23 protein-coding genes and 1 other RNA gene are annotated in these 24,641 nt (G+C 63.7%); 23 read left to right on the top strand and 1 reads right to left on the bottom strand.

The window, feature by feature from the left end:
- The first annotated feature begins 128 nt into the window (after positions 1-128).
- The 7 genes from X771_RS152195 (at position 129) to X771_RS152170 (ending at position 4,109) form a co-directional block, all read left to right on the top strand.
- The gene (locus X771_RS152195) at positions 129-326 is read left to right on the top strand and encodes a hypothetical protein (RefSeq protein ID WP_023668260.1); all 198 of its coding nucleotides are present in this window, start codon (positions 129-131) and stop codon (positions 324-326) included.
- A gap of 209 nt (positions 327-535) precedes the next feature.
- A complete protein-coding gene (locus X771_RS152190) occupies positions 536-1,255 on the top strand; it encodes a DnaJ family molecular chaperone (protein WP_023668261.1) in 720 nt (239 codons plus the stop codon).
- Positions 1,252-2,019 carry an N-acetylmuramoyl-L-alanine amidase gene (locus X771_RS152185; protein ID WP_023682147.1) on the top strand — a complete coding sequence of 256 codons (768 nt, stop codon included), beginning with the start codon at positions 1,252-1,254 and terminating at the stop codon, positions 2,017-2,019. Before X771_RS152190 ends, X771_RS152185 begins: the two co-directional genes overlap by 4 nt.
- A 184-nt stretch (positions 2,020-2,203) precedes the next feature.
- The gene (locus tag X771_RS152180; protein WP_023682146.1) at positions 2,204-2,908 is read left to right on the top strand and encodes a transglycosylase SLT domain-containing protein; all 705 of its coding nucleotides are present in this window, start codon (positions 2,204-2,206) and stop codon (positions 2,906-2,908) included.
- Positions 2,909-2,958: 50 nt separating this feature from the next.
- An RNA gene (gene rnpB, locus X771_RS1000000165900) (RNase P RNA component class A) lies at positions 2,959-3,356 on the top strand.
- Positions 3,357-3,534: 178 nt separating this feature from the next.
- Positions 3,535-3,819: a type II toxin-antitoxin system ParD family antitoxin gene (locus tag X771_RS152175; RefSeq protein WP_023688026.1), complete on the top strand. Its 285-nt coding sequence runs from the start codon at positions 3,535-3,537 to the stop codon at positions 3,817-3,819.
- Complete coding sequence (locus X771_RS152170; RefSeq protein ID WP_023668265.1) at positions 3,816-4,109, top strand: type II toxin-antitoxin system RelE/ParE family toxin; 294 nt, start codon at positions 3,816-3,818, stop codon at positions 4,107-4,109. The genes X771_RS152175 and X771_RS152170 overlap by 4 nt, the downstream gene beginning before the upstream one ends.
- An 8-nt stretch (positions 4,110-4,117) precedes the next feature.
- Here X771_RS152170 and X771_RS152165 read toward each other — a convergent pair whose 3' ends face one another.
- Positions 4,118-5,233 (bottom strand): cystathionine gamma-lyase, encoded by a 1,116-nt coding sequence (locus tag X771_RS152165; RefSeq protein WP_023688027.1) that lies wholly within the window; start codon positions 5,231-5,233, stop codon positions 4,118-4,120.
- Between the two features lie 402 nt (positions 5,234-5,635).
- Here X771_RS152165 and mraZ point away from each other — a divergent pair, with 402 nt between their 5' ends.
- The 16 genes from mraZ (at position 5,636) to X771_RS152085 (ending at position 24,614) form a co-directional block, all read left to right on the top strand.
- On the top strand, positions 5,636-6,109 hold the full coding sequence (mraZ, locus tag X771_RS152160) for a division/cell wall cluster transcriptional repressor MraZ (RefSeq protein ID WP_023682144.1): 474 nt from the start codon (positions 5,636-5,638) through the stop codon (positions 6,107-6,109).
- On the top strand, positions 6,106-7,122 hold the full coding sequence (gene rsmH / locus X771_RS152155; RefSeq protein ID WP_023682143.1) for a 16S rRNA (cytosine(1402)-N(4))-methyltransferase RsmH: 1,017 nt from the start codon (positions 6,106-6,108) through the stop codon (positions 7,120-7,122). Before mraZ ends, rsmH begins: the two co-directional genes overlap by 4 nt.
- Before the next feature lie 4 nt (positions 7,123-7,126).
- Positions 7,127-7,519 (top strand): hypothetical protein, encoded by a 393-nt coding sequence (locus tag X771_RS152150; RefSeq protein ID WP_023682142.1) that lies wholly within the window; start codon positions 7,127-7,129, stop codon positions 7,517-7,519.
- A 14-nt stretch (positions 7,520-7,533) separates the two neighbouring features.
- Positions 7,534-9,258: a penicillin-binding protein 2 gene (locus X771_RS152145; protein ID WP_023682141.1), complete on the top strand. Its 1,725-nt coding sequence runs from the start codon at positions 7,534-7,536 to the stop codon at positions 9,256-9,258.
- Between the two features lie 54 nt (positions 9,259-9,312).
- On the top strand, positions 9,313-10,767 hold the full coding sequence (locus X771_RS152140) for a UDP-N-acetylmuramoyl-L-alanyl-D-glutamate--2,6-diaminopimelate ligase (protein WP_023688028.1): 1,455 nt from the start codon (positions 9,313-9,315) through the stop codon (positions 10,765-10,767).
- On the top strand, positions 10,764-12,197 hold the full coding sequence (locus tag X771_RS152135) for a UDP-N-acetylmuramoylalanyl-D-glutamyl-2,6-diaminopimelate--D-alanyl-D-alanine ligase (RefSeq protein ID WP_023688029.1): 1,434 nt from the start codon (positions 10,764-10,766) through the stop codon (positions 12,195-12,197). Before X771_RS152140 ends, X771_RS152135 begins: the two co-directional genes overlap by 4 nt.
- An 18-nt stretch (positions 12,198-12,215) precedes the next feature.
- Positions 12,216-13,298, top strand: coding sequence for a phospho-N-acetylmuramoyl-pentapeptide-transferase (mraY, locus tag X771_RS152130; RefSeq protein WP_023668273.1), 1,083 nt, complete (start codon positions 12,216-12,218; stop codon positions 13,296-13,298).
- 8 nt (positions 13,299-13,306) lie between these two features.
- Positions 13,307-14,707, top strand: coding sequence for a UDP-N-acetylmuramoyl-L-alanine--D-glutamate ligase (gene murD, locus X771_RS152125; protein ID WP_023688030.1), 1,401 nt, complete (start codon positions 13,307-13,309; stop codon positions 14,705-14,707).
- Positions 14,707-15,858 carry a putative lipid II flippase FtsW gene (ftsW, locus tag X771_RS152120; RefSeq protein ID WP_023668275.1) on the top strand — a complete coding sequence of 384 codons (1,152 nt, stop codon included), beginning with the start codon at positions 14,707-14,709 and terminating at the stop codon, positions 15,856-15,858. The genes murD and ftsW overlap by 1 nt, the downstream gene beginning before the upstream one ends.
- A gap of 1 nt (position 15,859) precedes the next feature.
- A complete protein-coding gene (gene murG / locus X771_RS152115) occupies positions 15,860-16,984 on the top strand; it encodes an undecaprenyldiphospho-muramoylpentapeptide beta-N-acetylglucosaminyltransferase (protein ID WP_023688031.1) in 1,125 nt (374 codons plus the stop codon).
- Positions 16,984-18,390, top strand: coding sequence for a UDP-N-acetylmuramate--L-alanine ligase (gene murC, locus X771_RS152110; RefSeq protein WP_023668277.1), 1,407 nt, complete (start codon positions 16,984-16,986; stop codon positions 18,388-18,390). Before murG ends, murC begins: the two co-directional genes overlap by 1 nt.
- Positions 18,387-19,352: a UDP-N-acetylmuramate dehydrogenase gene (murB, locus tag X771_RS152105; RefSeq protein ID WP_031202641.1), complete on the top strand. Its 966-nt coding sequence runs from the start codon at positions 18,387-18,389 to the stop codon at positions 19,350-19,352. The genes murC and murB overlap by 4 nt, the downstream gene beginning before the upstream one ends.
- A 302-nt stretch (positions 19,353-19,654) precedes the next feature.
- Entirely contained in the window at positions 19,655-20,581 is a 927-nt protein-coding gene (locus tag X771_RS152100) for a D-alanine--D-alanine ligase (protein ID WP_023668279.1), read from the top strand.
- Positions 20,569-21,510: a cell division protein FtsQ/DivIB gene (locus tag X771_RS152095; RefSeq protein ID WP_023688033.1), complete on the top strand. Its 942-nt coding sequence runs from the start codon at positions 20,569-20,571 to the stop codon at positions 21,508-21,510. The genes X771_RS152100 and X771_RS152095 overlap by 13 nt, the downstream gene beginning before the upstream one ends.
- Complete coding sequence (gene ftsA, locus X771_RS152090; RefSeq protein ID WP_023688034.1) at positions 21,507-22,814, top strand: cell division protein FtsA; 1,308 nt, start codon at positions 21,507-21,509, stop codon at positions 22,812-22,814. Before X771_RS152095 ends, ftsA begins: the two co-directional genes overlap by 4 nt.
- Before the next feature lie 66 nt (positions 22,815-22,880).
- A complete protein-coding gene (locus tag X771_RS152085) occupies positions 22,881-24,614 on the top strand; it encodes a hypothetical protein (protein WP_023688035.1) in 1,734 nt (577 codons plus the stop codon).
- Positions 24,615-24,641 lie beyond the last annotated feature (27 nt).

Raw genomic sequence — 24,641 nt, forward strand, 5'->3', positions numbered from 1 at the left:
CCGGCCCGCAATCGGTAGTGCGCGGATGTTACATCAGGAAACGCAACGTTACGAAACTCATGGCCGTTTGATGCATTTTGCCTTCGACCGTTCACCGCAACGTGAGCGTGTGTTGAAGGAGAGATGTCATGAAAAAGCTCATTCTTGCTTCCGTTTCCGCCCTGGCCCTGTTCGGCGTTGCCGCCTGCAGCGACAGCGGTACGGATAACACCACCACCCAGAGCACCAATCCGCCAGCCGCCGAGCCCATGAAGCCGGCGACGCCGGATGCACCGAAGCCTGCAGAACCGGCTCCGGCAACACCTGCTCCTGCCCCCGCGCAGTAGCAGCAGTCCCGGTCACTTTGACGTGACGAGAGAGGAGGCCGGCTTCGCGCCGGCCTTCCTGCGTTTAGGTCGATTCGGGGCTCAAGGGCCTTGAACCGGCTCTTTCCTACGGTTTGGGATCTGGCGCGTCGGTTGCTTGCGTAAATTCGGTCCACTCTGCGGCGCTGTCTTGGCTTGATAGCAATGGCCGGCGGCCCTAATAAGCGCTCATGTCGATTTGGGATCGCCTCGGCGACTTCATCACCCGCGTTTCATCTTCAGCCACGTCCGGCGTAGCCGATGTGGTTGAGGCCGTGCGCACGGTTTTCTCCGGTGACGCTGATCTGCGCCGGCGTGTTGCCTTCTCTGTGGCGATGATTGCGCTGTCAGCCAAGATGGCCAAGGCCGATGGCATCGTCACCCAGGACGAGGTTCGCGCGTTCCAGGAAATATTCGAGGTGCCGCGAGAACAGACCCGCAATGTGGCGCGGCTTTACGATCTGGCCAAGCGCGACGTCGCCGGGTTCGAGACCTATGCCGAGAGTATGGCGCAGATGTGCGGCTCGGGCCATTCGAACTGCGTCATGCTGGAAGACATACTCGACGGTCTGTTCCATATCGCCAAGGCGGATGGGCTGGTGCATGAGCGCGAAGGGATTTTCCTGCACCGTATTGCCGAGATTTTCCGCATCGACGAGGTGCACTACGAGGCCATCATGGCCAGGCACGTCAATCTCGGCGCCGGCGATCCCTATATCGTGCTCGGCATTGAGCGCGGCAAGCCGTTCGAGGAGGTCAGGAAACGATACCGCAAGCTGGTCTCCGACAATCATCCGGACCGGCTGATCGCGCGCGGCTTGCCGCAGGAATTCATCAAGATTGCAACGACCAGGGTCGCGGCGATCAACGCGGCCTATGAAATGATCGAGCGGGGCCTCAGGCACGCATGACCGGCTTCTCGCCCGACGAGCCAAGCGCGGAGGTCAGGGTATCGCCGAATTTCGGCCCGCGGCGCGAAACGCTCAGGCCCGACATGATCGTGCTGCACTATACCGGCATGGCGACTGGTGCTGCCGCGGAAGCCTGGTTGTGCAACCCCGCAAGCGAAGTCTCGTCGCACTACCTCGTCCATGAGGATGGCCGCATCATCCAGATGGTGCGCGAAAGCGACCGCGCCTGGCATGCCGGTGCAAGTTCCTGGTTCGGTCGTCGCGACATCAACTCCTGTTCGGTCGGCATCGAAATCGTCAATCCCGGCCATTCGCTCGGCTATTCGGCCTTTCCCAAGCGGCAGGTGGAAGCGGTGATCGGGCTTTGCCTTGGTATCATCGAACGCCATTCCATTACGGCGCAAAGGGTGCTTGCCCATTCCGACATCGCGCCGGGGCGCAAGATCGACCCGGGCGAGAAATTCCCCTGGAATGCGCTGTTTGCGGCCGGGGTCGGCCATCTCGTGCCTGCGGCGCCGGTCCGGCGCGGCGCGGTGCTGAAAGCCGGCGATACCGGCGCCCAGATCGAGGCACTGCAGTCTATGCTGGCGCTCTATGGCTATGGCGTCGAGATATCAGGTGTCTTCGACCGCCAGACCGAAATCGTCGTCGAAGCTTTTCAGCGGCATTTCCGACCACGCCTGGTGGATGGCGTCGCCGACGGCTCTACGTCTAGCACGCTGCAAAGCCTGCTGACTTCCCTTAGGTCAGTTGCGTCTAAATAATCTTTTCCTGATATTCAAGTTACAGCCTGTCACTGAAAGTGAATTGCCTCGCCTTGTTCGACACAAATTCCGCCCTCAAAGGCAGTTCGTGCAAGTTATCGGACCTCCAGCCCCCCGGATGCTCCGATATTGATTAGGCGTTGCTGCGTGAAGATCTTCGCGCGGCCAAACAGAACAGGACCACATGCAGAAATTGACCGTTGTAACGGCAGCTATTGCTGCCGGAGTAATGACTTTTGCCTTCAGCACGGCCGATGCCGCACCACTGAGCCAGAGGGCAGACCAGGGCTTCATCGCCGCACCCGCCAAGGCCACCATGACGAAGGCAAACCCGAAAGCAAAAAGGGCAACCACCGCGAAAGTGCGCAAAGCAGCCGTGGTGAAGGCCAGAAAAGCCACGGCCAAGAGGCATTTTAAGCGCAACAGGAAGAGCGTCGACCTGACGACGACCGCATCGATCCGCCCAAGCACCGCTGCGGAGTCGACTGCGGCAGCCGCGCTTGGCGGCCAGTATTCGGCAATCATTGCCCGCTATGCCGCGGCCGAAGGCGTGCCGGTGTCGCTGGCCCAGGCGGTCATCAAGATCGAGAGCAACTACCGGCCGAACATCGTCGGCGGCGCGGGTGAAATCGGCCTGATGCAGATCAAGCCGGCAACGGCGCGGATGATGGGTTACAGCGGCTCCGCCAAGGGTCTGTTCGATCCCGACACCAACATCAAATACGGCATGAAGTACCTTGCCATGGCGCGCAATCTCGGCGGCGGCACCACCTGCGGCACGATCCTGAAATACAATGCCGGCCATGCCGCGACGCGGATGAACCCGGTGTCGGCGGCCTATTGCGGCAAGGTCAAGGTGCAGTTGGCGGCATTGGGATCGCCGGCATAAGTCTGCTTTTTCATTTGCGTTTTGGAACGTGAACCCCTTTATACGCTCTGCCAGCTGGCCGGGCGGCCGCACCCGCAAAGCCGAAAGGCTGCGGGTGAGGAAAGTCCGGGCTCCATGGAAACACGGTGCCGGTTAATGGCCGGCGGGGGCGACCCCAGGGAAAGTGCCACAGAAAGCAAACCGCCACGATTTATCGGGGCAAGGGTGAAAGGGTGGGGTAAGAGCCCACCGCGCGACTGGCAACAGGAGCGGCACGGTAAACCCCACCGGGAGCAAAACCGAATAGGGACGGTGCGAGGGGAAACCTTCGAGGGCTGTTTCCGGCTCACCGTCCGGGTAGGTTGCGTGAGGCGCATGGCAACATGCGCCCAAGATGAATGGCCGCCACGTTCTCGCCCCGAAAGGGGCGAGGGCCATACAAAACCCGGCTTACAGGCCAGCTGGCAATTTCTCCCCCATATCGCGATTAATCCTTTGGATCAGCAGTCTGCGCCTTCGGGCGCAGCTGGCGATTCAGGTGCTTGAGCGATTGAATCAAGTACGCATGCTGGGGTCGAGACAAACGCATTTGAAGCTGGTACGATTTAATCGTACCATGATTGTCATGGTTTGATCAGGAGCGCATCATGGGTCACGTCGACAAACGCAGCATCACGCTTTCGCCGGAACTGGCGGCGGCGGTCGACGATGTCGTGGCCGCCGGCGAATATGCCTCGGCCAGCGAAGTCATCCGTGATGCGCTGCGGCAATGGAAAGACCGCCGCGATCTTCTCGGCTACACGGTCGAGGAATTGCGCAGGCTGGTTCAGGAGGGGATCGACAGCGGACCGGCGGTGGACGGCCAGCCCTTCATGGACCGGCTGCGAGCCAAATATCAGAGGATGTCGGAAGCTGCAGGCTCGGAAGAGTGAAATATCGGCTGCTTCCTCAGGCGATATCAGATGTCGAAGGCATCGGTGACTACATTGCGGAACATAGCCCAAAGGGAGCCATGCGCCTTGTGGACGCTTTGGAGAGGCGCTGGACACTGCTCACCTTGCACCCGTTCTCAGGTGCGCCGCGCGATGATATCGCGCCCGGCATTCGTCATCTGATCGTCGGCGAATATGTCACTCTGTATCGCATGGGCGAAGACGCGATCGAGATCGTCCGCGTTTTGCACGGCAGGCGCGATATTGGCGCCGACGACCTGGTGACCTAACCGCCAGCTCAGATGCCGATGTTGTCCAGCGATGCCTCGATCGCCTGCCAGAGTTCTTCCACCGGCTCGCAGCCCACCGACAGGCGCACGAAGCCGGGCGGAACCGAATCTCCTCGCTTGGCCCGCCGCTCGGCGGAGGTGTGGACACCCCCGAACGACGTTGCCGCCTGCATCAGCGTGCAGTTGTTGATGAAATCCTCGGCCTTTTCCTGGGAGAGGAGTTCGAAGGACATGAGGAAGCCGAAGCGCTCCATCTGCGCCCGGGCGAGGTTGTGCGACGGGTCGCCCTCCAGCCCGGGGTAGCGCAAGCCGCTAACGGCGCGATGGTTTTTCAGGCGCTTCGCGATCACCTCGGCAGAAGAACACATGCGGTCGAAGCGTACCTCCAGCGTCTCCAGGCCGCGATGCACCAGCCAAGCCTCGAACGGGCCGGGAATGCCGCCCGCGGTCTCGCGCCAGCCGGTGACGTCCGCGATGATGTCTGGATTGCGGCTGGCGACATGGCCGAACAGCACGTCGGAATGCCCGTTGGCCGCCTTGGTGTCGGCAGCAACGACGATGTCGGCGCCGAGATCGAGCGGGCGCTGGCCGAACGGCGTCATCGTGGTGTTGTCGACGACGACGATCGCGCCCGCTTGGTGCGCGGCCTGGGCGACCGCTGTGATGTCGCAAATGTCCAATCGCGGATTTGACGGGGTTTCAACGTAGACAAGGCGGTAGCCGTCGAAGCCGCCGTCGAGGAATGTAGCTGTCGGCCGCAGATCATAGGCGACGCCGAAGGGCTTGAGGAAACGTTCGGCCAGCGCGCGTGTGGCATGGTAGCCGTCAGAAGGCAAAAGCACGCGGTCGCCGGATTTCAACAGGCCGAAAAACACCGCCGAGATTGCCGCCATTCCTGAGGGGAAGCCGACGCATGGCGCGTCTTCGAGATGCGCCAGCATGTGCTCGACTGCATCCCAGGTGGCGTTGCTGTAACGGCCGTACTGACTGTAGCCGGCGCCGTCGCCCGGGTTGTGGAAAATAGCGGCCATGGTCAGCGGCAATGGGATGGGGTCGCCTTTGGCAAGTCCGTCGCGACGCAGATGGGCAAGGGAGGCCGCGCGGGACCTGGCTGTTTCGGACATGGATTTCTGACCTTGTTGCTCAGCGAAAAGACTGACGACGCTATTCGCGGCAGTGATGCGCGGCAAGCCGCTTCCGCTTGGGCCAGCCCGCTCTAAACGGTTCGTTAGGCTTAATGGGAGATAAAGACGGGAGTGTTGTCAGAGCTGCTCTCACCGGTTGTGGCGCGCGCGTTTGTGAAGCCTGTTCCCGTTGACGCCCATAGTGCCCCATGATATCCCATTTCGATACCAAAGCCTTCGTTCCGCGTCAGGGTAAAGCGTACGCCAATCGGGCAGCCGCGGCGGCTGTGCGTTTGCGGGGTTTTGCCGCTGGGATCGAAGCGGATTTTCGGCAGGGGACGCGCTTCGGCGCGGACGAAAACATGGAGAGGGGTGCGGCGGCGGAAGCGGCTGCAGCGTGTCATGGACCGGTTTCTGTCAAGCGCGGTGAACAGGATCGATGCGAAGGGGCGGGTCTCCGTTCCGGCGCATTTCCGCGCTGTCGTGCAGAAACGCGGCTATTCGGAGCTCTACGCGCTGCGCGGCCTGGATGTGCCTGCGATGGATGTCGGCGGGCTCGATCTGCTCGACCGCTACGAGCAGCGCATCGCGCTGGAAGACCCTTTTTTGCAGACGGCGGACGATATGTCGTTCTTCTGCCATGGCGACGGGACGTTCCTGAAGCTCGATCAGGATGGCCGCATCACGATGAGCGATTTCATCCGCGAGCATACGGGCATCACGAGCGAAGTGGCCTTTGTCGGCCGTGGCAATTTCTTTCAAGTTTGGGAGCCTGGACGGCTGGCCGCCTATGGGGCGCAGGCGCGCGCTCGGCTTTTGCAGCTTCGGCAGGGGACGAAGGCTCACGAGGCCAAGGCTGGGGAGCGGCCGGAATGATGGCGGATCACGGCGATGATCTCAGCGCCGTTGGCGGACCGGTCCGCCACATTGCGGTCCTCCTCGCCGAAGTGCTGGAGGCGCTCTCACCCAAAGCCGGCGATGTGATCGTCGACGGCACGTTTGGCGCCGGCGGCTACACCAAGGCGATCCTGGCGAGCGGCGCCTCGGTGGTGGCGATCGATCGCGATCCCGATGCGATTGCCGCCGGGCGCGGCCTGGAACAGCAATCCGGCGGCAGGCTAAGGCTGGTGCAGGCGCCATTTTCGACGCTGGACGAGCAGGTCGAAAGCGCCGACGGCGTTGTCCTCGACATCGGCATTTCCTCCATGCAGGTCGACCAGCCCGAGCGCGGCTTTTCGTTCCGCACCGACGGGCCGCTCGACATGCGCATGGCGCAGGCGGGCTTGAGTGCTGCCGACGTCGTCAATTCGTTCAAGATAGGCGACCTTGCCCGCATCTTCGGCTTCCTCGGCGAAGAGCGGAATGCCGGCCGCATTGCCCGCATGATCGAGTCACGCCGCGAAAAACGTCCGTTCGAGCGCACGCTCGATCTCGCCGACGCGATCGAAACGCATATCGGCCGCGCGCCGAAGGACAAGATTCATCCGGCCACCCGCGTCTTCCAGGCGCTGCGCATTTTCGTCAATGACGAGCTGGGCGAATTGGCCAAAGCCCTAATGGCGTCCGAGCGGGTATTGAAGCCCGGCGGGCGGCTTGCGGTGGTGACGTTCCATTCGCTGGAAGACCGCATCGTCAAGCGCTTCATCGCCGACCGCGCCGACGTCGCCACCGGCTCACGTCATTTGCCCGAGGCGCACGCGCGCACCGCGACCTTCCGCAAGGCTGGTGGCGGCGTGACGGCAGGCGATGCCGAGGTCGCTGCCAATCCGCGGGCGCGCTCGGCCAGGCTGCGTACCGCCATCCGCACCGAGGCGCCGGCGCGCGCCGGTGATCTCACCATTTTCGGCCTTCCAAAGCTTCCCGGCATCCAGGCGCCGCGAGAGAGGTGAATACGTGTTTCGAACCAGCGACATAGTCCTGATCGCCGTCATGGTCTCGGCCGCGGCCCTGACCTACAAGGCCAAGCGCGAGGCCGAGGAACAGCTGGCTTCGGTGCAGAAGATCGAGGCGCAGATCCGCTATGAGGAGGACACGATCGACCTGCTCAAGGCCGACTGGAGCCTGCTGACCCAGCCGTCGCGCCTGCAGAAGCTGGCTGAAATCTACAAATCGCAGCTCGCACTCGAGCCGGTCAATGCGCGGCAGATCGTCGGGCTCGACGACCTGCCGGCAAAACCGCTCAACATCGAGGACCTGTCGTCGCAACGGCTTGGCGGCATGGCCGACAATTCCGGCAAAGGACCAGCCGATAAGGATCCCGTGGTCACCGGAGCCATCGTCCAATGATCGCTGGATTTCCAATGCGCGCCAAACTTCCGTCGGTCGGCAAATTGCTGAAGCGCCGCGCACGGACCGGCGAGGACGGCTCCATCGTGGTCGAAGGCGCGCGCAAGGCGACCGGCGGCAAGGCCAAGACCCGCATCGTGATGACGATGGCGGTGTTCTTCGGCATCTATTCGACCATCGCCGGGCGGCTGGTCTATCTCGGTTTCCAGTCCCCCGACATGTCGAATGGGCCGCAAAGCCGGGTGACGGCGTCGCGTCCCGACATCGTCGACCGCAACGGCGAGGTGCTGGCGACCGACATCAAGACGGCATCGCTGTTTGCCGAGCCGCGCCGCATCGTCGATGCCGACGAGGCGATCGAAAAGCTGTCGACCATTCTGCCAGATATCGACCCCGAGCAGACCTATCACAAGCTGAAGAGCGGCGCCGGCTTCGTCTGGCTGCAGCGGCAGCTGACGCCCAAGCAGCAGGCCGACATCATGCAGCTCGGCATTCCCGGAATCGGCTTTCGCACCGAAAAGCGCCGCTTCTATCCGGCCGGCGTGACCTCGTCCTACATTGTCGGCCTCACCAACATCGACAATCAGGGCATCTCCGGCATGGAGAAATACATTGACGAGCAGGGCTTAAGCGACCTGCAGGCCTCAGGCCTTGCGATCGCCAAGGATCTGAAGCCGGTTCAGCTGTCGATCGACCTGCGCGTCCAGCATGTGGTGCGCGACGAGATTGCCGCCGGCCTCGAGCGCTATCGCGCCATGGGCGCCGGCGCCGTCGTGCTCAACATCAAGACCGGCGAAGTGGTGGCGATGGCCTCGGTGCCGGATTTCGATCCGAACAATCCCTTCAATGCGCAGGACAAGGATCGGCTGAACCGCATGTCGGCCGGCCTCTACGAGATGGGCTCGACCTTCAAGAGCTTCACCTCGGCCATGGCGCTCGATTCCGGCAAGGCGAACATGAACAGCCGTTTCGACGCCTCGCACCCAATCCGGGTCGGCCATCAGGCGATCCACGATTTCCACGGCAAGAACCGCGTGCTGTCATTGCCGGAGGTGTTCCTTTACTCCTCCAACATCGGATCGGCGCGTGAGGCCGAAATGGTCGGCATCGAGGGGCACCGCGAATTCCTGCATCGCCTTGGCCTTCTGGACAGGATGCAGACCGAACTGCCTGAGGTCGCGCGCCCGACCGAACCGAAGGTCTGGAAACAGGTCAACTCCTTCACCATCGCCTTCGGCCATGGCGTGTCGACGACGCCGCTGCAGGCGGCCGTTGGCTGCGCGGCGCTGATGCAGGGCTACCTGATCCCGCCGACTTTCCTGGTCCGCAGCGAGCAGGATGCCATGGCGGTGGCCAAGAGAGTGGTCAGCGAAAAGACTGTGGAGGGCATGCGCTACCTCTACACGCTCAATGCCGAGAAAGGCTCGGCCAGAAACGCCAGAGCGCCCGGCTACCGCGTTGGCGGCAAGACCGGAACCGCCGAGAAGGTCATCAATGGCCGCTACTCGAAGGAACTGAATTTCAACACCTTCGTCGCCGCCTTCCCGATGGACGATCCGCAGTATCTGGTGTTTACGATCGCTGACGCTCCGCACCCGGAAAAGCCAGGAATGACCGACGTTGCCGCCAACAATGCGGGTGTCATGGCCGGAAACATCATCAGGCGGGCAGCCGCCATGCTTGGCGTGAAGCCAGATTTCAGCCATGAAAATGGCGCAACGCTGGTTTCCTATCAGTGATTCTTAGGGCGCGCCGGCAACTGCGCGCCATTTTGTTGAGATAAACGGGGTTCGATGCACCTGAGAGATTTAGCCGGTATCCTGCCTGTCGAGGGAACATCTTCCCGCGATGTGGAGGTAACCGGGATTTCGTCGGATTCCCGCACGGTCAAGACCGGCGTGGTCTTTTTCGCGCTCGCCGGCAGCAAGGCGGATGGTTCGGCCTATGCCGCCGATGCGGCAAAGCGCGGCGCAGCGGCGGTTGTCGTGGGCAAGGCCAGCGCCGTTTCCGGCCTGTCCGTCCCGGTGCTCAGCGTCGACGACCCACGCCTGGCGCTGGCGCTGAGCGCGGCACGTTTCTTCGGCAGCCAGCCGGAGACCATGGTCGCGGTTACCGGCACCGCAGGCAAGACCTCGGTCGCCGCCTTCACCAGGCAAATCTGGGAGCAGGCCGGCTTTGCCGCCGCGTCCATCGGCACCACCGGCGTGGTGGCGCCGGGCCGCAACGATTACGGTTCGTTGACCACACCCGATCCAGTGGCTTTGCACCAGTTGCTCAAGGAATTGGCGGAGGCCGGCGTCACACACGCCTCGATGGAGGCTTCCAGCCATGGTCTCGACCAGCGCCGTCTCGATGGCGTCAAGCTCGCCGCGGGCGGTTTCACCAATCTCGGCCGCGACCATATGGACTATCATCCGACGGTCGAGGACTACCATCGCGCCAAATTGCGCCTGTTCGACACGCTGCTGCCGAAAGGCGCGCCGGCGGTCATCTTTGCCGACGATCCGTGGTCGGCGCCGACCATTCAGGCTGCGCAGGCCGCGGGGCTCAAGGTGCTGACTGTCGGCCGCCATGGCGATTTCCTGCGCCTGAAGCGGGTCGAGCACGAGCGCCACCGCCAGCGCGCCGAGGTCGAAGCCGACGGCGTGCTCTACGAGATCGACCTGCCGCTCGCAGGTGACTTCCAGATCGCCAATGCCCTGGTTTCGGCCGGGCTGGCCATTTCCACTGGAACGCCGGTCGCCAAAGCTTTGATGGCATTGGAGAAACTTCAGGGGGCACCGGGACGGCTCGACCTTGTCGGCGCCACCGCCAATGGCGCGCCCGTCTATGTCGACTATGCCCACAAGCCGGATGCGCTGGAAAATGTGCTGGCCGCCGTGCGCCCGTTCACCACCGGTCGCGTCATCGTCGTGTTCGGCTGCGGCGGCGACCGCGACCGGGGCAAGCGGCCGATCATGGGCGAAATCGCCACGCGGCTGGCCGACGTCGTCATCGTCACCGACGACAATCCGCGCTCGGAAGTGCCGGAAACGATCCGTGCCGCGATCCTGGCAGCCGCGCCCCGCGCGATTGAAATCGGCGACCGCCGCAAGGCGATCCACGAAGCGGTCGCCATGCTCAAAGCGGGCGATACGCTGATCGTTGCCGGCAAGGGCCATGAAGAGGGCCAGACTATCGGCGCCGAGACTTTTCCGTTCTCCGACCACGAAGAAGTCCGGTCGGCGCTGCGGGAGCGGGCCGCATGAGCGTGCTCTGGACTTCCGACGCGCTGGTCGACGCCATGGGCGGTCGGCCGCTCGGGCCGATGCCGGAGGGAATTTCGGGGATCTCGATCGACAGCCGCAGCCTGCAGCCGGGCGACGCCTTCTTCGCCATCAAGGGCGAGGCGATGGACGGCCATGACTTCGCGACCGCGGCGATCAAGGCCGGCGCCGGCGTTCTGGTCGTCGCCGAGGGCAAATTGCCGTCGCTTGGGCGGCTGACGGCGCCGATGATCGTCGTGCAGGATGTGCTGGCAGCACTGGAGAAACTCGGTGTTGCCGCCCGCGCCCGTTCCAGCGCAAAAATCATCGCGGTGACCGGATCGGCCGGCAAGACCACCACCAAGGAGGCGCTGCGTCATGTGCTGTCGGCCGTCGGCACGGTGCATGCTTCGGCGCAGTCCTTCAACAATCATTGGGGCGTGCCGCTGACGCTGGCGCGCATGCCCGGCGATTGCGACTATGCGGTGTTCGAGATCGGCATGAACCATCCCGGCGAGATCCGGCCGTTGGTCAAGATGGTCCGGCCACATGTGGCCATCGTCACGATGATCGCCGCCGCGCATCTCGGCTTCTTTAGAAATCTCGACGAGATCGCCAAGGCCAAGGCCGAGATTTTTGAAGGCATCGAGCCCGGCGGTGCGGCCTTGCTCAACCGCGACGATGCGCGCTGGAAGCTGCTCGACAAGATGGCGCGGGCCGCCGGCGTCGAACATGTCTTTGGCTTCGGCGAGAATGCACGGTCGACCTACAAGCTGACCAAATGCGAGCTGCATGCCGGTCATTCCGATATTACCGCCAGGATCGGCGGTCAGGATGTCGTTGCCCGGATCGGCGCGCCTGGCCGCCACATGGTGCAGAATGTGCTCGCCGTTCTTGGCGCGGCGCATCTCGTTGAAGCTGACATCGCAAAGGTGGCGGAAGCGCTGGCCGATCTCTCTGCGGAGCGTGGCCGTGGCAAGCGCCATGTGCTGCGCCATCCCAAGGGACCGATCACACTGATCGACGAGAGCTACAACGCCAATCCGGCCTCGATGGCTGCTGCCATGGCGCTGCTCAACGCGACGCCTGTCACGGGCGAGGGCCGGCGCATCGCCGTGCTCGGCGACATGCTCGAGCTCGGCGACCATTCGGCCAAGCTGCATGCAGCCCTGGCCGAATTGATCGTCGGGACCGGCACGCACACGGTCTTTCTCGGCGGCCCGGAAATGCAGGCGCTGGCAGACATCCTGCCCGACGAGATCAAAACGGAATACCGCGCCGGCGCCGAGGAATTGAAGCCGCTGTTGTTGTCGACGCTGAAGGCCGGCGACGTTGTGATGATCAAATCGTCGAAAGGCATCGGCTTTTCAAAGCTGGTCGAGGCCTTGCTCGGCAAATATCCGGCGGAAGCCGCAGGCACGAAACAGAACTAGTCCGGGGGACGGAATCGCATGTTTACATTGCTCGTCGATTTTGCGGACAAGGTCTCGGTCTTCAATGTCTTCCGCTACATTACCTTCCGCACCGGCGGTGCGCTGATCACCTCGGCGTTGATCGTCTTCATCTTCGGGCCGACCATCATCAATTCGCTGAGGCTGCGGCAAGGCAAGGGCCAGCCGATCCGTGCCGATGGCCCGCAGACGCATTTCAAGAAGGCCGGCACGCCGACCATGGGCGGGCTGATGATCCTGTGCGGCATCGTCGGCTCGTCGCTTCTATGGGCGAACCTCTCCTCGATCTATGTCTGGGTGGTGCTCTTGGTGACGCTGGGCTTCGGTTCGATCGGCTTTTACGACGACTATCTCAAGGTAACCAAGCAGTCGCATCTCGGCTTTTCCGGCAAGGCGCGGCTGGCGTTGGAATTCGTCATCGCCGGCATCGCCGCCTGGGCGATCATGCATAATGGCCAGGCGCCGTTCTCGTCGTCGCTGACCTTCCCCTTCGCCAAGGAATTCATCATCAATCTCGGCTGGTTCTTCGTGCCGTTCTCCTGCTTCGTCATCGTCGGCGCCGGCAATGCGGTGAATTTGACCGATGGCCTCGACGGGCTGGCGATCGTGCCGATCATGATTGCGGCGGCATCCTTCGGCGTCATCGCCTACCTCTCCGGCAATGCGGTGTTCGCCGAATATCTGCAGATCCATTTCGTGCCCGGCACTGGCGAGCTGGCTGTCGTGCTTGGCGCCGTCATCGGCGCCGGCCTCGGCTTCCTCTGGTTCAACGCCCCGCCGGCGGCGATCTTCATGGGCGACACCGGTTCGCTGGCCATGGGTGGCCTGATCGGTACGGTCGCGGTCGCCACCAAGCACGAAATCGTGCTGGTCATCGTCGGCGGATTGTTCGTCGTGGAAATCCTGTCGGTCATCATCCAGGTCGGCTACTTCAAGATGACCGGCAAGCGCGTCTTCCTGATGGCGCCTATCCATCATCATTTCGAAAAGCTCGGCTGGACCGAAAGCCAGGTGGTGATCCGCTTCTGGATCATCGCCGTCATCCTGGCGCTGGTCGGCCTGTCGACCCTCAAGCTGAGATAGGAACCCGCTTGATCCCCGCCGCATCCTTTTCGGGCAAACGCGTTTCGCTCTTCGGGCTCGGTGGCTCGGGGACCGCCACGGCGCGCGCGCTGATCGAGGGCGGCGCCGACGTGCTCGCCTGGGACGACAATCCCGATAGCGTCGCCAAGGCTGCTGACCAAGGCATTGCGACCGCCGATCTGCGCGGCGCCGACTGGTCGAAATTCTCGGCCTTCGTGCTCTCACCCGGCGTGCCGCTGACGCATCCCAAGCCGCACTGGACGGTGGAGTTGGCGCGTGGCTCCGGCGTCGAGGTGATCGGCGATATCGAATTGTTCTGCCGCGAGCGGATTGCGCGCGCGCCTGATGCGCCGTTCATCGCTATCACCGGCACCAACGGCAAGTCGACGACCACGGCGCTGACCGCGCATATCCTCAAATCGGCAGGGCGCGACACGCAGATGGGCGGCAATATCGGCCGGGCCATCATGACGCTCGATCCACCGCAGGCTGACCGGGACTATGTCGTCGAGTGTTCGTCCTACCAGATCGATCTCGCGCCCTCGATCAACCCGACGGCCGGCATCCTGCTCAACCTGACGCCCGACCATCTCGACCGCCACGGCACCATGCAGCATTACGCTTCGATCAAGGAGCGGCTGGTTGCCGGCAGCGAGACGGCGATCGTCGGCGTTGACGATTCCTGGTGCGCGCAGATCGCTGACCGGCTGGAGAGGGCGGGCCGGGAGGTGATCCGCATCTCCAAGCGGCTGCCGCTGACCGACGGCTATTTCGCCGACGGCTCTGATCTGATGGAAGCCGTGCATGGCCGCTACAGCCGCGTCGCCTTCCTCGAAGGCATCGGTTCGTTGCGCGGCCAGCACAATGCGCAGAACGCGCTTGCCGCCGTCGCAGCTTGCCTCAAGGTCGGCTTGAGCCTGGGCGAAATCCAGGCGGGACTGGAAAGCTTCCCCGGCCTCGCGCATCGCATGGAGCAGGTCGGCCGCAAGGATCATGTGCTGTTCGTCAACGATTCCAAGGCGACCAATGCCGATGCGGCGGCACCGGCGCTGTCGAGTTTTTCGCGCATTTACTGGATCGCCGGCGGACTGCCCAAGGAAGGCGGCATCGAGCCGCTGCGCGGTTTCTTCCCGCGCGTCGCCAAGGCCTATCTGATCGGCGAGGCGGCGCCCGCATTCTCGGCGACGCTCGGCGAAGCCGTGCCCTATGAAATCTCGGGCACCCTGGCCGCCGCGGTCGACCATGCCGCGAAAGACTCGGCCAAGGATGACAACGGCGAGGTGGTGGTACTGCTGTCGCCGGCCTGCGCCAGTTTCGACCAGTTCAAGAATTTCGAAGTTCGCGGCGAAGCCTTCAGGCAAGCTGCGAATGCTATCGAGGGCGTGAAACCCATCGGAGGGGCACGATAATGCAAAGCCGTCTCGACAAAAGCCCGGTTGCAACCTGGTGGTGGACGATCGATCGCTGGTTCCTGGCGGCGTTCCTGTCGCTGATGGGGCTTGGCATCGTCTTGTCCTTTGCGGCAAGCCCGGCGGTGGCCGAACGCATCGGCCTCGACAGTTTCCACTTTGCCACCAGGCAGATCATCTTCACCGTGCCGGCGCTCGGCGTGATGCTGGCAGTGTCCTTCCTGGAATCGCGGCAGATCCGGCGCATGGCGCTGATCATCCTGGGGATCATGCTGGTGCTGATGGTCGCCGTGCTCTATATCGGCGTCGAGGTGAAAGGCGCGCGGCGCTGGGTGTCGTTTGTCGGCATGTCGATCCAGCCGTCGGAATTTCTGAAACCCGCCTTCGTCATCGTCTGCGCCTGGCTGTTCGCCGAACACAAGCGCCAGCCCGACATTCCGGGCAATTTGTTTGCCATGCTGCTGCTGATCCTGGTCATCTCGCTTCTGGTGGCGCAGCCCGATCTCGGCCAGACCATGCTGGTGACCGGCACCTGGGGCGTCATGTTCTTCATGGCCGGCCTGCCCTGGCTATGGATCATCGCGCTTGGCGCCACCGGCGCCGGCGGCCTGTTTGCCGCTTATACGGTGTTCCCGCACGTCGCCGCCCGCATCGACAAATTCCTGACCGGCGAAGGCGACACGTTCCAGGTCGACATGGGCCGCGAGGCGCTGATCAACGGCCACTGGTTCGGCGTCGGGCCGGGCGAGGGCACGGTCAAGCGGGTCATTCCCGACGCGCATGCCGACTTCGTCTTTTCGGTCGCCGGCGAAGAGTTCGGGCTGATCATGTGCTTCTTCATCATGTCGATCTTCGCCTTCATCGTGCTGCGCGGCCTCAGCACGGCGCTGAAGGAACATGATGATTTCACCCGCTACGCCGTCGGCGGTCTCGTCACCGTGTTCGGCCTGCAGTCGGTCATCAACATGTGCGTCAACCTGCAACTGATGCCGGCCAAGGGCATGACGCTGCCTTTCATCTCCTATGGCGGCTCCTCGCAGATCGCCATTGCCATCTCGATGGGCATGGTGCTGGCGCTGACCCGCAAGCGACCGGAAAAGCGCAAGCAGATGGGCTTTGCCCTGTCGCAGCGCGCCCTGCCGGCGGAGTGATATGGCGCGGGGTGTCATCCTTCTCGCGGCGGGCGGAACAGGCGGACATTTGTTTCCGGCCGAGGCGCTGGCGCATGAGCTGATCGAGCGCGGCTGGAGCGTGCATCTGGCGACGGACGACCGCGCCGAGCGCTTTGCCGGCCATTTCCCGGCCGCCGCCATCCATCCGATCCAGTCGGCGACGATGGGCTCGAAAAACCCTGTCGCGCTGCTTGGCGCGTTCTGGAAGATCTGGCGCGGCGTGCGCCAGGCCTCCGCCGTCATCGCCAGGATCAAGCCTGATGCGGTCGTCGGCTTTGGCGGTTATCCGACCTTGCCACCGCTCTATGCCGCGACGCGGCGCAAGCTGCCGACGCTGATCCATGAGCAGAACGCGGTGATGGGCCGCGCCAACCGGGCGCTGTCCGGGCGCGTCGATGCCATTGCCGGCGGCTTCCTGCCGCAAGATGAAAGCGCCACAGGCGCCAAGACGGTGACGACCGGCAATCCGGTCAGGCCGCCAATCCTGGAGGCGGCAAAGACGCCCTATAAGGCATCCCAAGGGGCGGATCCGTTCAGGCTCCTGGTGTTCGGCGGCAGCCAGGGCGCGCAGTTCTTTTCCGATGCCATGCCGGCGGCGATCGCACTTCTGCCGGAGGCGCAGCGCAAGCGGCTGGTGATCACCCAGCAGGCCCGCGCCGACGACGTGGCGCGGGTGAAGGCTGGCTATGCGGCACTCGGCGTCCATGTCGAGGTCTCGCCCTTCTTCACCGATATGGCACAGCGCATGGGCGCGGCGCATCTGGTGATCTCGCGCTCCGGCGCCTCGACGGTTTCGGAGATCGCCGTCATCGGCCGGCCGGCGCTGCTGGTGCCTTATCCCTATGCGCTGGATCACGATCAGGCGGCGAACGCAGCCGCCCTTGCCGCGGCGGGCGGCGGCGAGGTGCATCCGCAATCGTCACTGTCGCCGGAGCGCATCGCGGCTCTCATTGGCGGGCTGATGGACACTCCCGAGCGGCTGACGGCCATGGCTGCCGGAGCGAAGTCGGCTGGCCGGCCGAACGCGGCACGGTTGCTCGCTGATCTCACAGAGGCTATTGCGTCCAGAAAAACCGTTTCGGATTTCAGGAAAGGGACGCATTGATGAAGATGCCGCAGACCATCGGCCTTGTGCATTTCATCGGCATTGGCGGGATCGGCATGAGCGGCATCGCCGAGGTTCTGCACAATCTCGGCTACAAGGTGCAGGGTTCGGACCAGGCCGACAGCGCCAATGTCCAGCGGCTGCGCGACAAGGGCATCGAATGCTTTGTCGGCCACAAGGCCGAGAATATCGGCGCGGCCGAAGTGGTGGTCGTCTCCACCGCGATCAAGAAATCCAATCCCGAGCTGAAGGCCGCGCGGGAGAAGTTGCTCCCAATTGTCCGCCGGGCCGAGATGCTGGCCGAACTGATGCGCTTCCGCCAGGCGGTCGCGATCGGTGGCACGCATGGCAAGACCACAACCACGTCGATGGTGGCGACGCTGCTCGATGCCGGCGGGCTCGACCCGACGGTGATCAATGGCGGCATCATCAATGCCTATGGCACCAATGCCCGTATGGGCGATGGCGAGTGGATGGTGGTCGAAGCCGACGAAAGCGACGGCACCTTCCTCAAGCTGCCGGCCGAGATCGCCGTCGTCACCAACATCGATCCCGAGCATCTGGACCATTATGGCAGTTTCGACAAGGTGCGCGAGGCCTTCCGGCAATTCGTCGAGAACGTGCCGTTCTACGGTTTTGGCGTGATGTGCACCGACCATCCGGAAGTACAGGCGCTGGTCAGCCGCATCGAGGACCGCCGCGTCATCACCTATGGCGAGAACGCGCAGGCCGATGTGCGTTTCACCAACCACCGCATGGCCGGTGCCGTCTCGGCATTCGACGTGGTGATCCGCGACCGCAAGACCGGCGGCCAGACGACGATATCGGATCTGCGGCTGCCGATGCCCGGCCGCCACAACGTCTCCAACGCCACCGCCGCAATTGCGGTCGCGCATGAACTCGGCCTGTCGGCCGAAGCGATCAAGAAGGGGCTGTCGTCCTTTGCCGGCGTCAAGCGGCGCTTCACCCACACCGGCTCGTGGAACGGCGTCGACATCTTCGACGATTACGGCCACCACCCGGTCGAGATCACGGCGGTGTTGAAAGCGGCGCGCAGCGCCACCAAGGGCCGCGTCATCGCCATTGCGCAGCCGCACCGCTTCACCCGGCTGCACGATCTGTTCGACGAGTTTTCGGTCTGTTTCAACGATGCCGACACGGTGATGGTGGCGCCGGTCTATGCGGCGGGCGAGGAGCCGATCGACGGCGTGACCTCGGAGGCGCTGGTGTCGCGCATCCGCTCCGGCGGCCATCGCGATGCGCGCTACGTCGAAACCCCTGCCGCGATTTCGCCCGTCATTCGCGCGTTGGCGAAACCGGGCGACTTCGTCATCTTCCTGGGCGCCGGCAACATCACCCAATGGGCCTATGCGCTGCCTGGGGAACTCGGCGGTACCGTCTCATGATGCGCGGCCAGGACCTGCTCGACAAACTTGGCGACCGGCTTGCCGGCCTGCGCGGCCGCATCACGCCCAATGCCGAGATGGACAAGATCACCTGGTTCCGCGCCGGCGGTCTGGCGGACGCCCTGTTCCAGCCGGCCGACGAGGAGGATCTGGCTGCCTTCCTGCGCGCCGTGCCGGAGGACATCCCGCTCACCATCGTCGGTATCGGCTCCAACCTCCTGGTGCGCGACGGCGGCATTCCGGGTTTCGTCATCCGGCTTTCGGCAAAGGGCTTTGGCGAGGCCGAGGTGGTTTCGCCGACCATCATCAAGGCCGGTGCTGCGACGCCCGACAAGCGCGTCGCGGCCGTCGCTTATGAGGCCGGCATTGGCGGCTTTCATTTCTATCACGGCATTCCCGGCGCCATCGGCGGGGCGCTGCGGATGAATGCAGGCGCCAATGGCGTCGAGACGCGCGAGCGCGTCGTGGAAGTGCGCGCACTCGATCGCAAGGGCAATCTCCACACGCTCAGCAATGAAGAAATGGGCTATGCCTATCGTCACTCGGCCGCACCTGCCGGGCTGATCTTCACCTCCGCCATTTTCGAGGGCGTTTTGGAAGACCAGGCGGCGATCAAGGCGGCCATGGACGCCGTCCAGACGCATCGCGAGACGGTGCAGCCCATCCGCGAGAAGACCGGCGGCTCGACCTTCAAGAATCCGGAAGGCACCTCGGCCTGGAAGGAAATCGACAAGGCCGGCTGCCGCGGGCTGATGATCGGCGGCGCGCAGATGTCGCCGATGCACTGCAACTTCATGATCAACACCGGAACAGCGACCGGATACGATCTCGAATATCTCGGCGAGACGGTGCGCGCCCGCGTGCTTGAAAATTCAGGCATCCGCCTGCAGTGGGAAATCAAGCGGCTCGGCAATTTCCGCCCCGGCCATGCCGTGCAGGAATTCCTCGGACAGCTTCTTTAGCGCAAGCTGAAGTTCATGTGATGCTTGAACTTCAAACGGTCTGAAACAACAGCGCCACCGTTGCTCCAAAGACTCACAACACGCTTTTTCCGGCCGTTTTCGCGGAAAGTGAATCTGTCGGAATCATAAGCACTTGCCAGCGAATCAACTCTCTGATTCTCTGCCTTAAAGCGTTTCCTGATTTGAGTCGTTCGACGCGTCGACCGCGTTTTCCGTCTGGGGGGCAACCTGCCGGGAGACTCGGACTCAATCTGGTCGCTGAATGCGTGGTTGCGGGCCCGCCGTGAGAGGGATGACGGGATATGAAGAACAAGCATGTGGCTGTCCTCCTGGGCGGATTCTCGTCCGAGCGGCCCGTGTCTCTGTCTTCGGGAAAGGCGTGTGCGGATGCGCTTGAGAATGAAGGCTACCAGGTTACCCGCGTCGATGTTGCGCGCGATGTCGGCGCCGTGCTCACCGAACTCAAGCCCGATGTCGTCTTCAACGCACTGCACGGCCCGTTCGGTGAAGACGGCACCATCCAGGGCATCCTCGAATATCTGGCCATTCCCTACACCCATTCGGGCGTGCTCGCCTCGGCGCTCGCCATGAACAAGGAGCAAGCCAAGAAGGTCGCCAAGGCTGCCGGCATCGCGGTGGCGGAATCGAAGGTTGCCAGCCGCTTTGCCATCCAGAACAAGCATCCGATGAAGCCGCCCTACGTGGTCAAGCCGGTCAATGAAGGCTCAAGCTTCGGCGTCGTCATCGTGCATGAAGGGCAGTCGCATCCGCCGCAGGTCATCGGCTCGTCCGAATGGAAATATGGCGAGACCGTCATGGTCGAGCGCTACATCCATGGGCGCGAGCTGACCTGCGCCGTCATGGGCGACGTGGCGCTCGGCGTCTGCGAGATCATTCCGACCGGCCATTCCTTCTACGACTATGATTCAAAATACGTCGCCGGCGGATCAAAACACGAAATCCCTGCTAAAATTTCATCAAATATTTACCAAAAAATACAGACACTGGCGCTCAAGGCACATCTGGCTATCGGCTGCCGGGGCGTTTCCCGATCGGACTTCCGCTATGACGACCGTCACTCCGAAAACGGCGAGATTGTCTGGCTCGAGATCAACACTCAGCCGGGCATGACGCCGACGTCTTTGGTGCCTGAAATCGCCGCCCAGGCCGGGCACTCGTTTGGCGAATTGTTGAGTTGGATGGTGGAGGACGCTTCGTGTCTGCGTTGAAATGGGGACAGGACAAGGGCAGGGGCGGCGCCGGGCCGGCGCTGTTCGGCATGCCGTTGTCGTTCGACCATTTCGTGCTGCCGCGCGTGCTGCGCCGGCCGGTGCGCGTGCTGGCGCGCCTGGGCGGCGGCGACTTCGTCGCGCCGCGCTTTTCCGCGGCCATCCTGTCGGCTTCGCTCATTGCATCAAGCAGCCTCTATGGCGCCATTCTCGGCGGTCATGCCGACGACATCGTCCAGAGCATCACCGCCCGGACCGGCTTTGCCGTCGACCAGATCAAGGTGGTCGGCAACCGCCAGACTTCGGAGATCGACATACTGGACCGGCTCGAGCTCGACGGCTGGACGTCACTGATCGGCTTCGATGCCGAGGCCGCGCGTGAACGTATTGATACCTTGCCCTGGGTCGAAGTGGCGGCGGTGCGCAAGGTCTATCCACATACGCTGGAAGTGCGTGTCGAGGAGCGCGAGCCCTTCGCGCTCTGGCAGCAGGGCGCGGAGCTTTCGGTCATCGAACGCTCCGGCGCGGTGATCGCGCCGTTCTCCGGCGGCAAGCAGGCGCTGCTGCCGCTGATCATCGGCACCGGCGCGCCGGCCAAGGCCCCCGACTTCGTGGCCAAGATCAACAAATTTCCCGAGCTCGCGGCTCGGGTCAAAGGCTATATCCGCATCGGCGAACGGCGCTGGGACCTTAAGCTGGAAAACGGCATCACGATCAAGCTGCCCGAGGATGGCGAGGATCAGGCGATCGCCGATCTGGTTCGGATGGACCACGACAACGGGCTTCTGACGCGGGACATCGCCGCCGTCGACATGCGCATCTCCGATCGCCTGGTGGTGCAGCTGACGCCGGAAGCGGCGACGCAGCGCCAGGCCGCGCTCAATGAAAAGCCGCAAAATCTGAAGCGCAAGTCGGGGACGAAGATATGAGCTGGCTTGGCGGCAACAGCGATGCCTCTTCGCGGCGTTCCGGCACGCTCACCGTGCTGGATGTCGGCTCGAGCAAGGTTTGCTGCGTGGTGGCGAAACTGAAGCCGCGCGAGGACGGCAAGCTGTTGCGCGGCCGCTCGCACCGCATCCAGGTGATCGGCATCGGCCACCAGAAATCGCAAGGCGTGAAGTCGGGCGTGGTCGTCGATCTCGACCGCGCGGAGCACGCCATTCGCCTGTCCGTCGACGCAGCCGAACGCATGGCGGGACTGACCGTGGATTCGCTGATCGTCAACATGACGGCCGGCCGGCTGAAGAGCGAAACCTATTCGGCCACCATCAATCTCGGTGGCCATCAGGCCGACGAAGCCGACATCAAGCGCGTGCTTGCCGCCGGCGCCAAGCAGGCGCTCAAGGCCGAACGCGACGTGATCCATTCGCTGCCCGTCGGCTTTTCGCTGGACGCCGAGCGCGGCGTGCGCGATCCGCGCGGCATGGTCGGCGACCAACTCGGCGTCGATATGCATGTGCTGACGGGCGATGCCGCGCCGCTGCGCAATCTGGAGCTCTGCATCAACCGCTCGCATCTTTCGGTCGAGCGCATGGTGGCGACGCCCTATGCCAGCGGGCTTGCGGCCCTGGTCGACGACGAACTGGAAATGGGTGCGGCCTGCATCGACATGGGCGGCGGCACGACGACCATCTCGGTGTTTTCGGAAGGCAAATTCGTCCACGCCGATGCCATTGCCATCGGCGGCAATCATGTGACGCTCGATATGGCCAAGGGCCTGTCGACCTCGCTCGACGCCGCGGAGCGGCTGAAGGTGATGCATGGTTCGGCGCTGCCCGGCAGTGCCGACGATCGCGACCTGGTCTCGATCCAGCCGATCGGCGAAGACGGCGAGATGCCGCTGCAGATCCCGCGCTCGGTGATGACGCGCGTCATCCGCGCCCGCATCGACGAGACGCTGGAACTGTTGCGCGACCGGCTGAACAAGTCGGGCTACGGCAATGCCGTGGGAAAACGCGTCGTGCTGACCGGCGGCGCCAGCCAGCTTGCGGGTCTCCCCGAGGCGGCGCGCCGCATTCTGGGACGCAATGTGCGCATCGGACGCCCGCTCGGCGTGGCGGGCCTGCCGGAAGCTGCCAAGGGGCCGGCTTTCTCGACGGCGGTCGGGCTGCTGATCTATCCGCAGATGGCGAGCTTCGAGAGCCATCCGGCGAAAGGAATTTCCGGTCTCAGGATGACCGGGACGGGCGGAAAACTGCATCGCATGAGTCAGTGGTTGAGAGACAGTTTCTAATTGACGGGGACAGCCCCATAGGCGGCCGCGGCGGCGAAGCGGCGGGAAAGGCAAAGGACGGAGACAATGACGATCAATCTGCAAAAGCCGGACATCACCGAGCTCAAGCCGCGGATCACCGTATTCGGTGTCGGCGGCGGCGGCGGCAATGCCGTCAACAACATGATCACCGCGGGCTTGCGCGGTGTCGAGTTCGTCGTGGCCAACACCGATGCACAGGCGCTGACCATGTCGAAGGCCGAGCGGCTGATCCAGCTCGGCGCGCATGTAACCGAGGGGCTCGGCGCCGGCTCGCAGCCTGAAGTGGGCCGTGCGGCGGCGGAAGAGTGCATCGATGAGATCATCGATCATCTCTCCAACACCCATATGTGCTTCGTCACCGCCGGTATGGGTGGCGGCACCGGAACCGGTGCGGCTCCCGTGGTTGCCCGCGCGGCGCGCGAACGGGGTATCCTCACCGTCGGCGTCGTCACCAAGCCGTTCCATTTCGAAGGCCAGCGCCGCATGAAGACGGCGGATCTCGGCATCGAGGAGCTGCAGAAATGTGTCGATACCCTGATCGTCATCCCCAACCAGAACCTGTTCCGGCTGGCCAATGACAAGACCACCTTTGCCGACGCCTTCGCCATGGCCGACCAGGTGCTCTACTCCGGTGTTGCCTGCATCACCGACCTGNAGACCACCTTTGCCGACGCCTTCGCCATGGCCGACCAGGTGCTCTACTCCGGTGTTGCCTGCATCACCGACCTGATGGTCAAGGAAGGTCTGATCAATCTCGACTTCGCCGACGTGCGTTCGGTGATGCGCGAAATGGGCAAGGCGATGATGGGCACCGGCGAAGCTTCGGGCGAGGGCCGCGCGATGGCCGCCGCCGAGGCGGCGATCGCCAATCCGTTGCTCGACGAGACCTCGATGAGGGGCGCCAAGGGCCTGCTGATCTCGATCACCGGCGGCCGCGACCTAACCCTGTTCGAAGTCGACGAGGCCGCGACCCGCATCCGCGAGGAAGTCGATCAGGACGCCAACATCATCCTCGGCGCCACCTTCGACGAGGAACTCGAAGGCGTCATCCGCGTCTCGGTGGTCGCCACCGGCATCGACAAATCGGCAGCTGAAATTGCCGCGGCGCCGATCTCGATCCGGGCCGTGCCGCCGCAGCAGAAGCCGGTCAGCCGCCCAGCGGCTCCGGGGGCGGAAGGCCGTCCGGCACCGGTCCAGCAGCAGACCTATGAGCAGCGCGCGGCCGATCCGGTGGCCGAGGCGATCCAACTTGCCGAGGCCAATGCGGCGGCAATGGCTCGTCCGACGCCGATGGCCCAGGCGGAAGATTTCCGCCCGCAGAGCAAGATCTTCCAGGCCCCGCCTGCCCAGCCGCAGCCTGTCGTGCAGCAGGTGATGCAACCGGCGCCGATGCGGGAAATGCCGCAGCCGGTGGCTGCCGCACCGCAGCGCATGCCGCGGGTGGAGGATTTTCCGCCTGTGGTGCGGGCCGAGGTGGAAGCCAAGGGCCGTCCGGCCGACCATGAAAACAGCGGGCCGATGGGGCTGCTCAAGCGGCTGACCAACGGGCTGACGCGCCGCGAAGAAGAGCCGGCCCGGTTGCAGCCGGCACAGCCGCGCGAACCGAAACTGCGCCAGGCGGCGCCGGAAATGCGCCGCCTTGCCAGCCAGGATCCGCAGCTTTACGCGCCGCGCCGCGGCCAGCTCGACGATCAGGGCCGGTTGACGCCGCAGACCAGGTCGACCCAGGAAGACGACCAGCTGGAGATACCGGCTTTCCTGCGCCGCCAGGCCAACTGAGCCGTTAACGGTATGTAACACTTGTTA

It is taken from the genome of Mesorhizobium sp. LSJC269B00 (genome assembly GCF_000502815.1).
GTDB lineage: Bacteria > Pseudomonadota > Alphaproteobacteria > Rhizobiales > Rhizobiaceae > Mesorhizobium.

Coding starts and splice junctions, on each gene's coding strand:
- X771_RS152195 (WP_023668260.1), top strand. CDS start 129: ATGAAAAAGCTCATTCTTGCTTCCGTTTCCGCCCTGGCCCTGTTCGGC.
- X771_RS152190 (WP_023668261.1), top strand. CDS start 536: ATGTCGATTTGGGATCGCCTCGGCGACTTCATCACCCGCGTTTCATCT.
- X771_RS152185 (WP_023682147.1), top strand. CDS start 1,252: ATGACCGGCTTCTCGCCCGACGAGCCAAGCGCGGAGGTCAGGGTATCG.
- X771_RS152180 (WP_023682146.1), top strand. CDS start 2,204: ATGCAGAAATTGACCGTTGTAACGGCAGCTATTGCTGCCGGAGTAATG.
- X771_RS152175 (WP_023688026.1), top strand. CDS start 3,535: ATGGGTCACGTCGACAAACGCAGCATCACGCTTTCGCCGGAACTGGCG.
- X771_RS152165 (WP_023688027.1), bottom strand. CDS start 5,233: ATGTCCGAAACAGCCAGGTCCCGCGCGGCCTCCCTTGCCCATCTGCGT.
- mraZ (WP_023682144.1), top strand. CDS start 5,636: ATGGACCGGTTTCTGTCAAGCGCGGTGAACAGGATCGATGCGAAGGGG.
- rsmH (WP_023682143.1), top strand. CDS start 6,106: ATGATGGCGGATCACGGCGATGATCTCAGCGCCGTTGGCGGACCGGTC.
- X771_RS152145 (WP_023682141.1), top strand. CDS start 7,534: ATGCGCGCCAAACTTCCGTCGGTCGGCAAATTGCTGAAGCGCCGCGCA.
- X771_RS152140 (WP_023688028.1), top strand. CDS start 9,313: ATGCACCTGAGAGATTTAGCCGGTATCCTGCCTGTCGAGGGAACATCT.
- X771_RS152135 (WP_023688029.1), top strand. CDS start 10,764: ATGAGCGTGCTCTGGACTTCCGACGCGCTGGTCGACGCCATGGGCGGT.
- mraY (WP_023668273.1), top strand. CDS start 12,216: ATGTTTACATTGCTCGTCGATTTTGCGGACAAGGTCTCGGTCTTCAAT.
- ftsW (WP_023668275.1), top strand. CDS start 14,707: ATGCAAAGCCGTCTCGACAAAAGCCCGGTTGCAACCTGGTGGTGGACG.
- murG (WP_023688031.1), top strand. CDS start 15,860: ATGGCGCGGGGTGTCATCCTTCTCGCGGCGGGCGGAACAGGCGGACAT.
- murC (WP_023668277.1), top strand. CDS start 16,984: ATGAAGATGCCGCAGACCATCGGCCTTGTGCATTTCATCGGCATTGGC.
- murB (WP_031202641.1), top strand. CDS start 18,387: ATGATGCGCGGCCAGGACCTGCTCGACAAACTTGGCGACCGGCTTGCC.
- X771_RS152100 (WP_023668279.1), top strand. CDS start 19,655: ATGAAGAACAAGCATGTGGCTGTCCTCCTGGGCGGATTCTCGTCCGAG.
- ftsA (WP_023688034.1), top strand. CDS start 21,507: ATGAGCTGGCTTGGCGGCAACAGCGATGCCTCTTCGCGGCGTTCCGGC.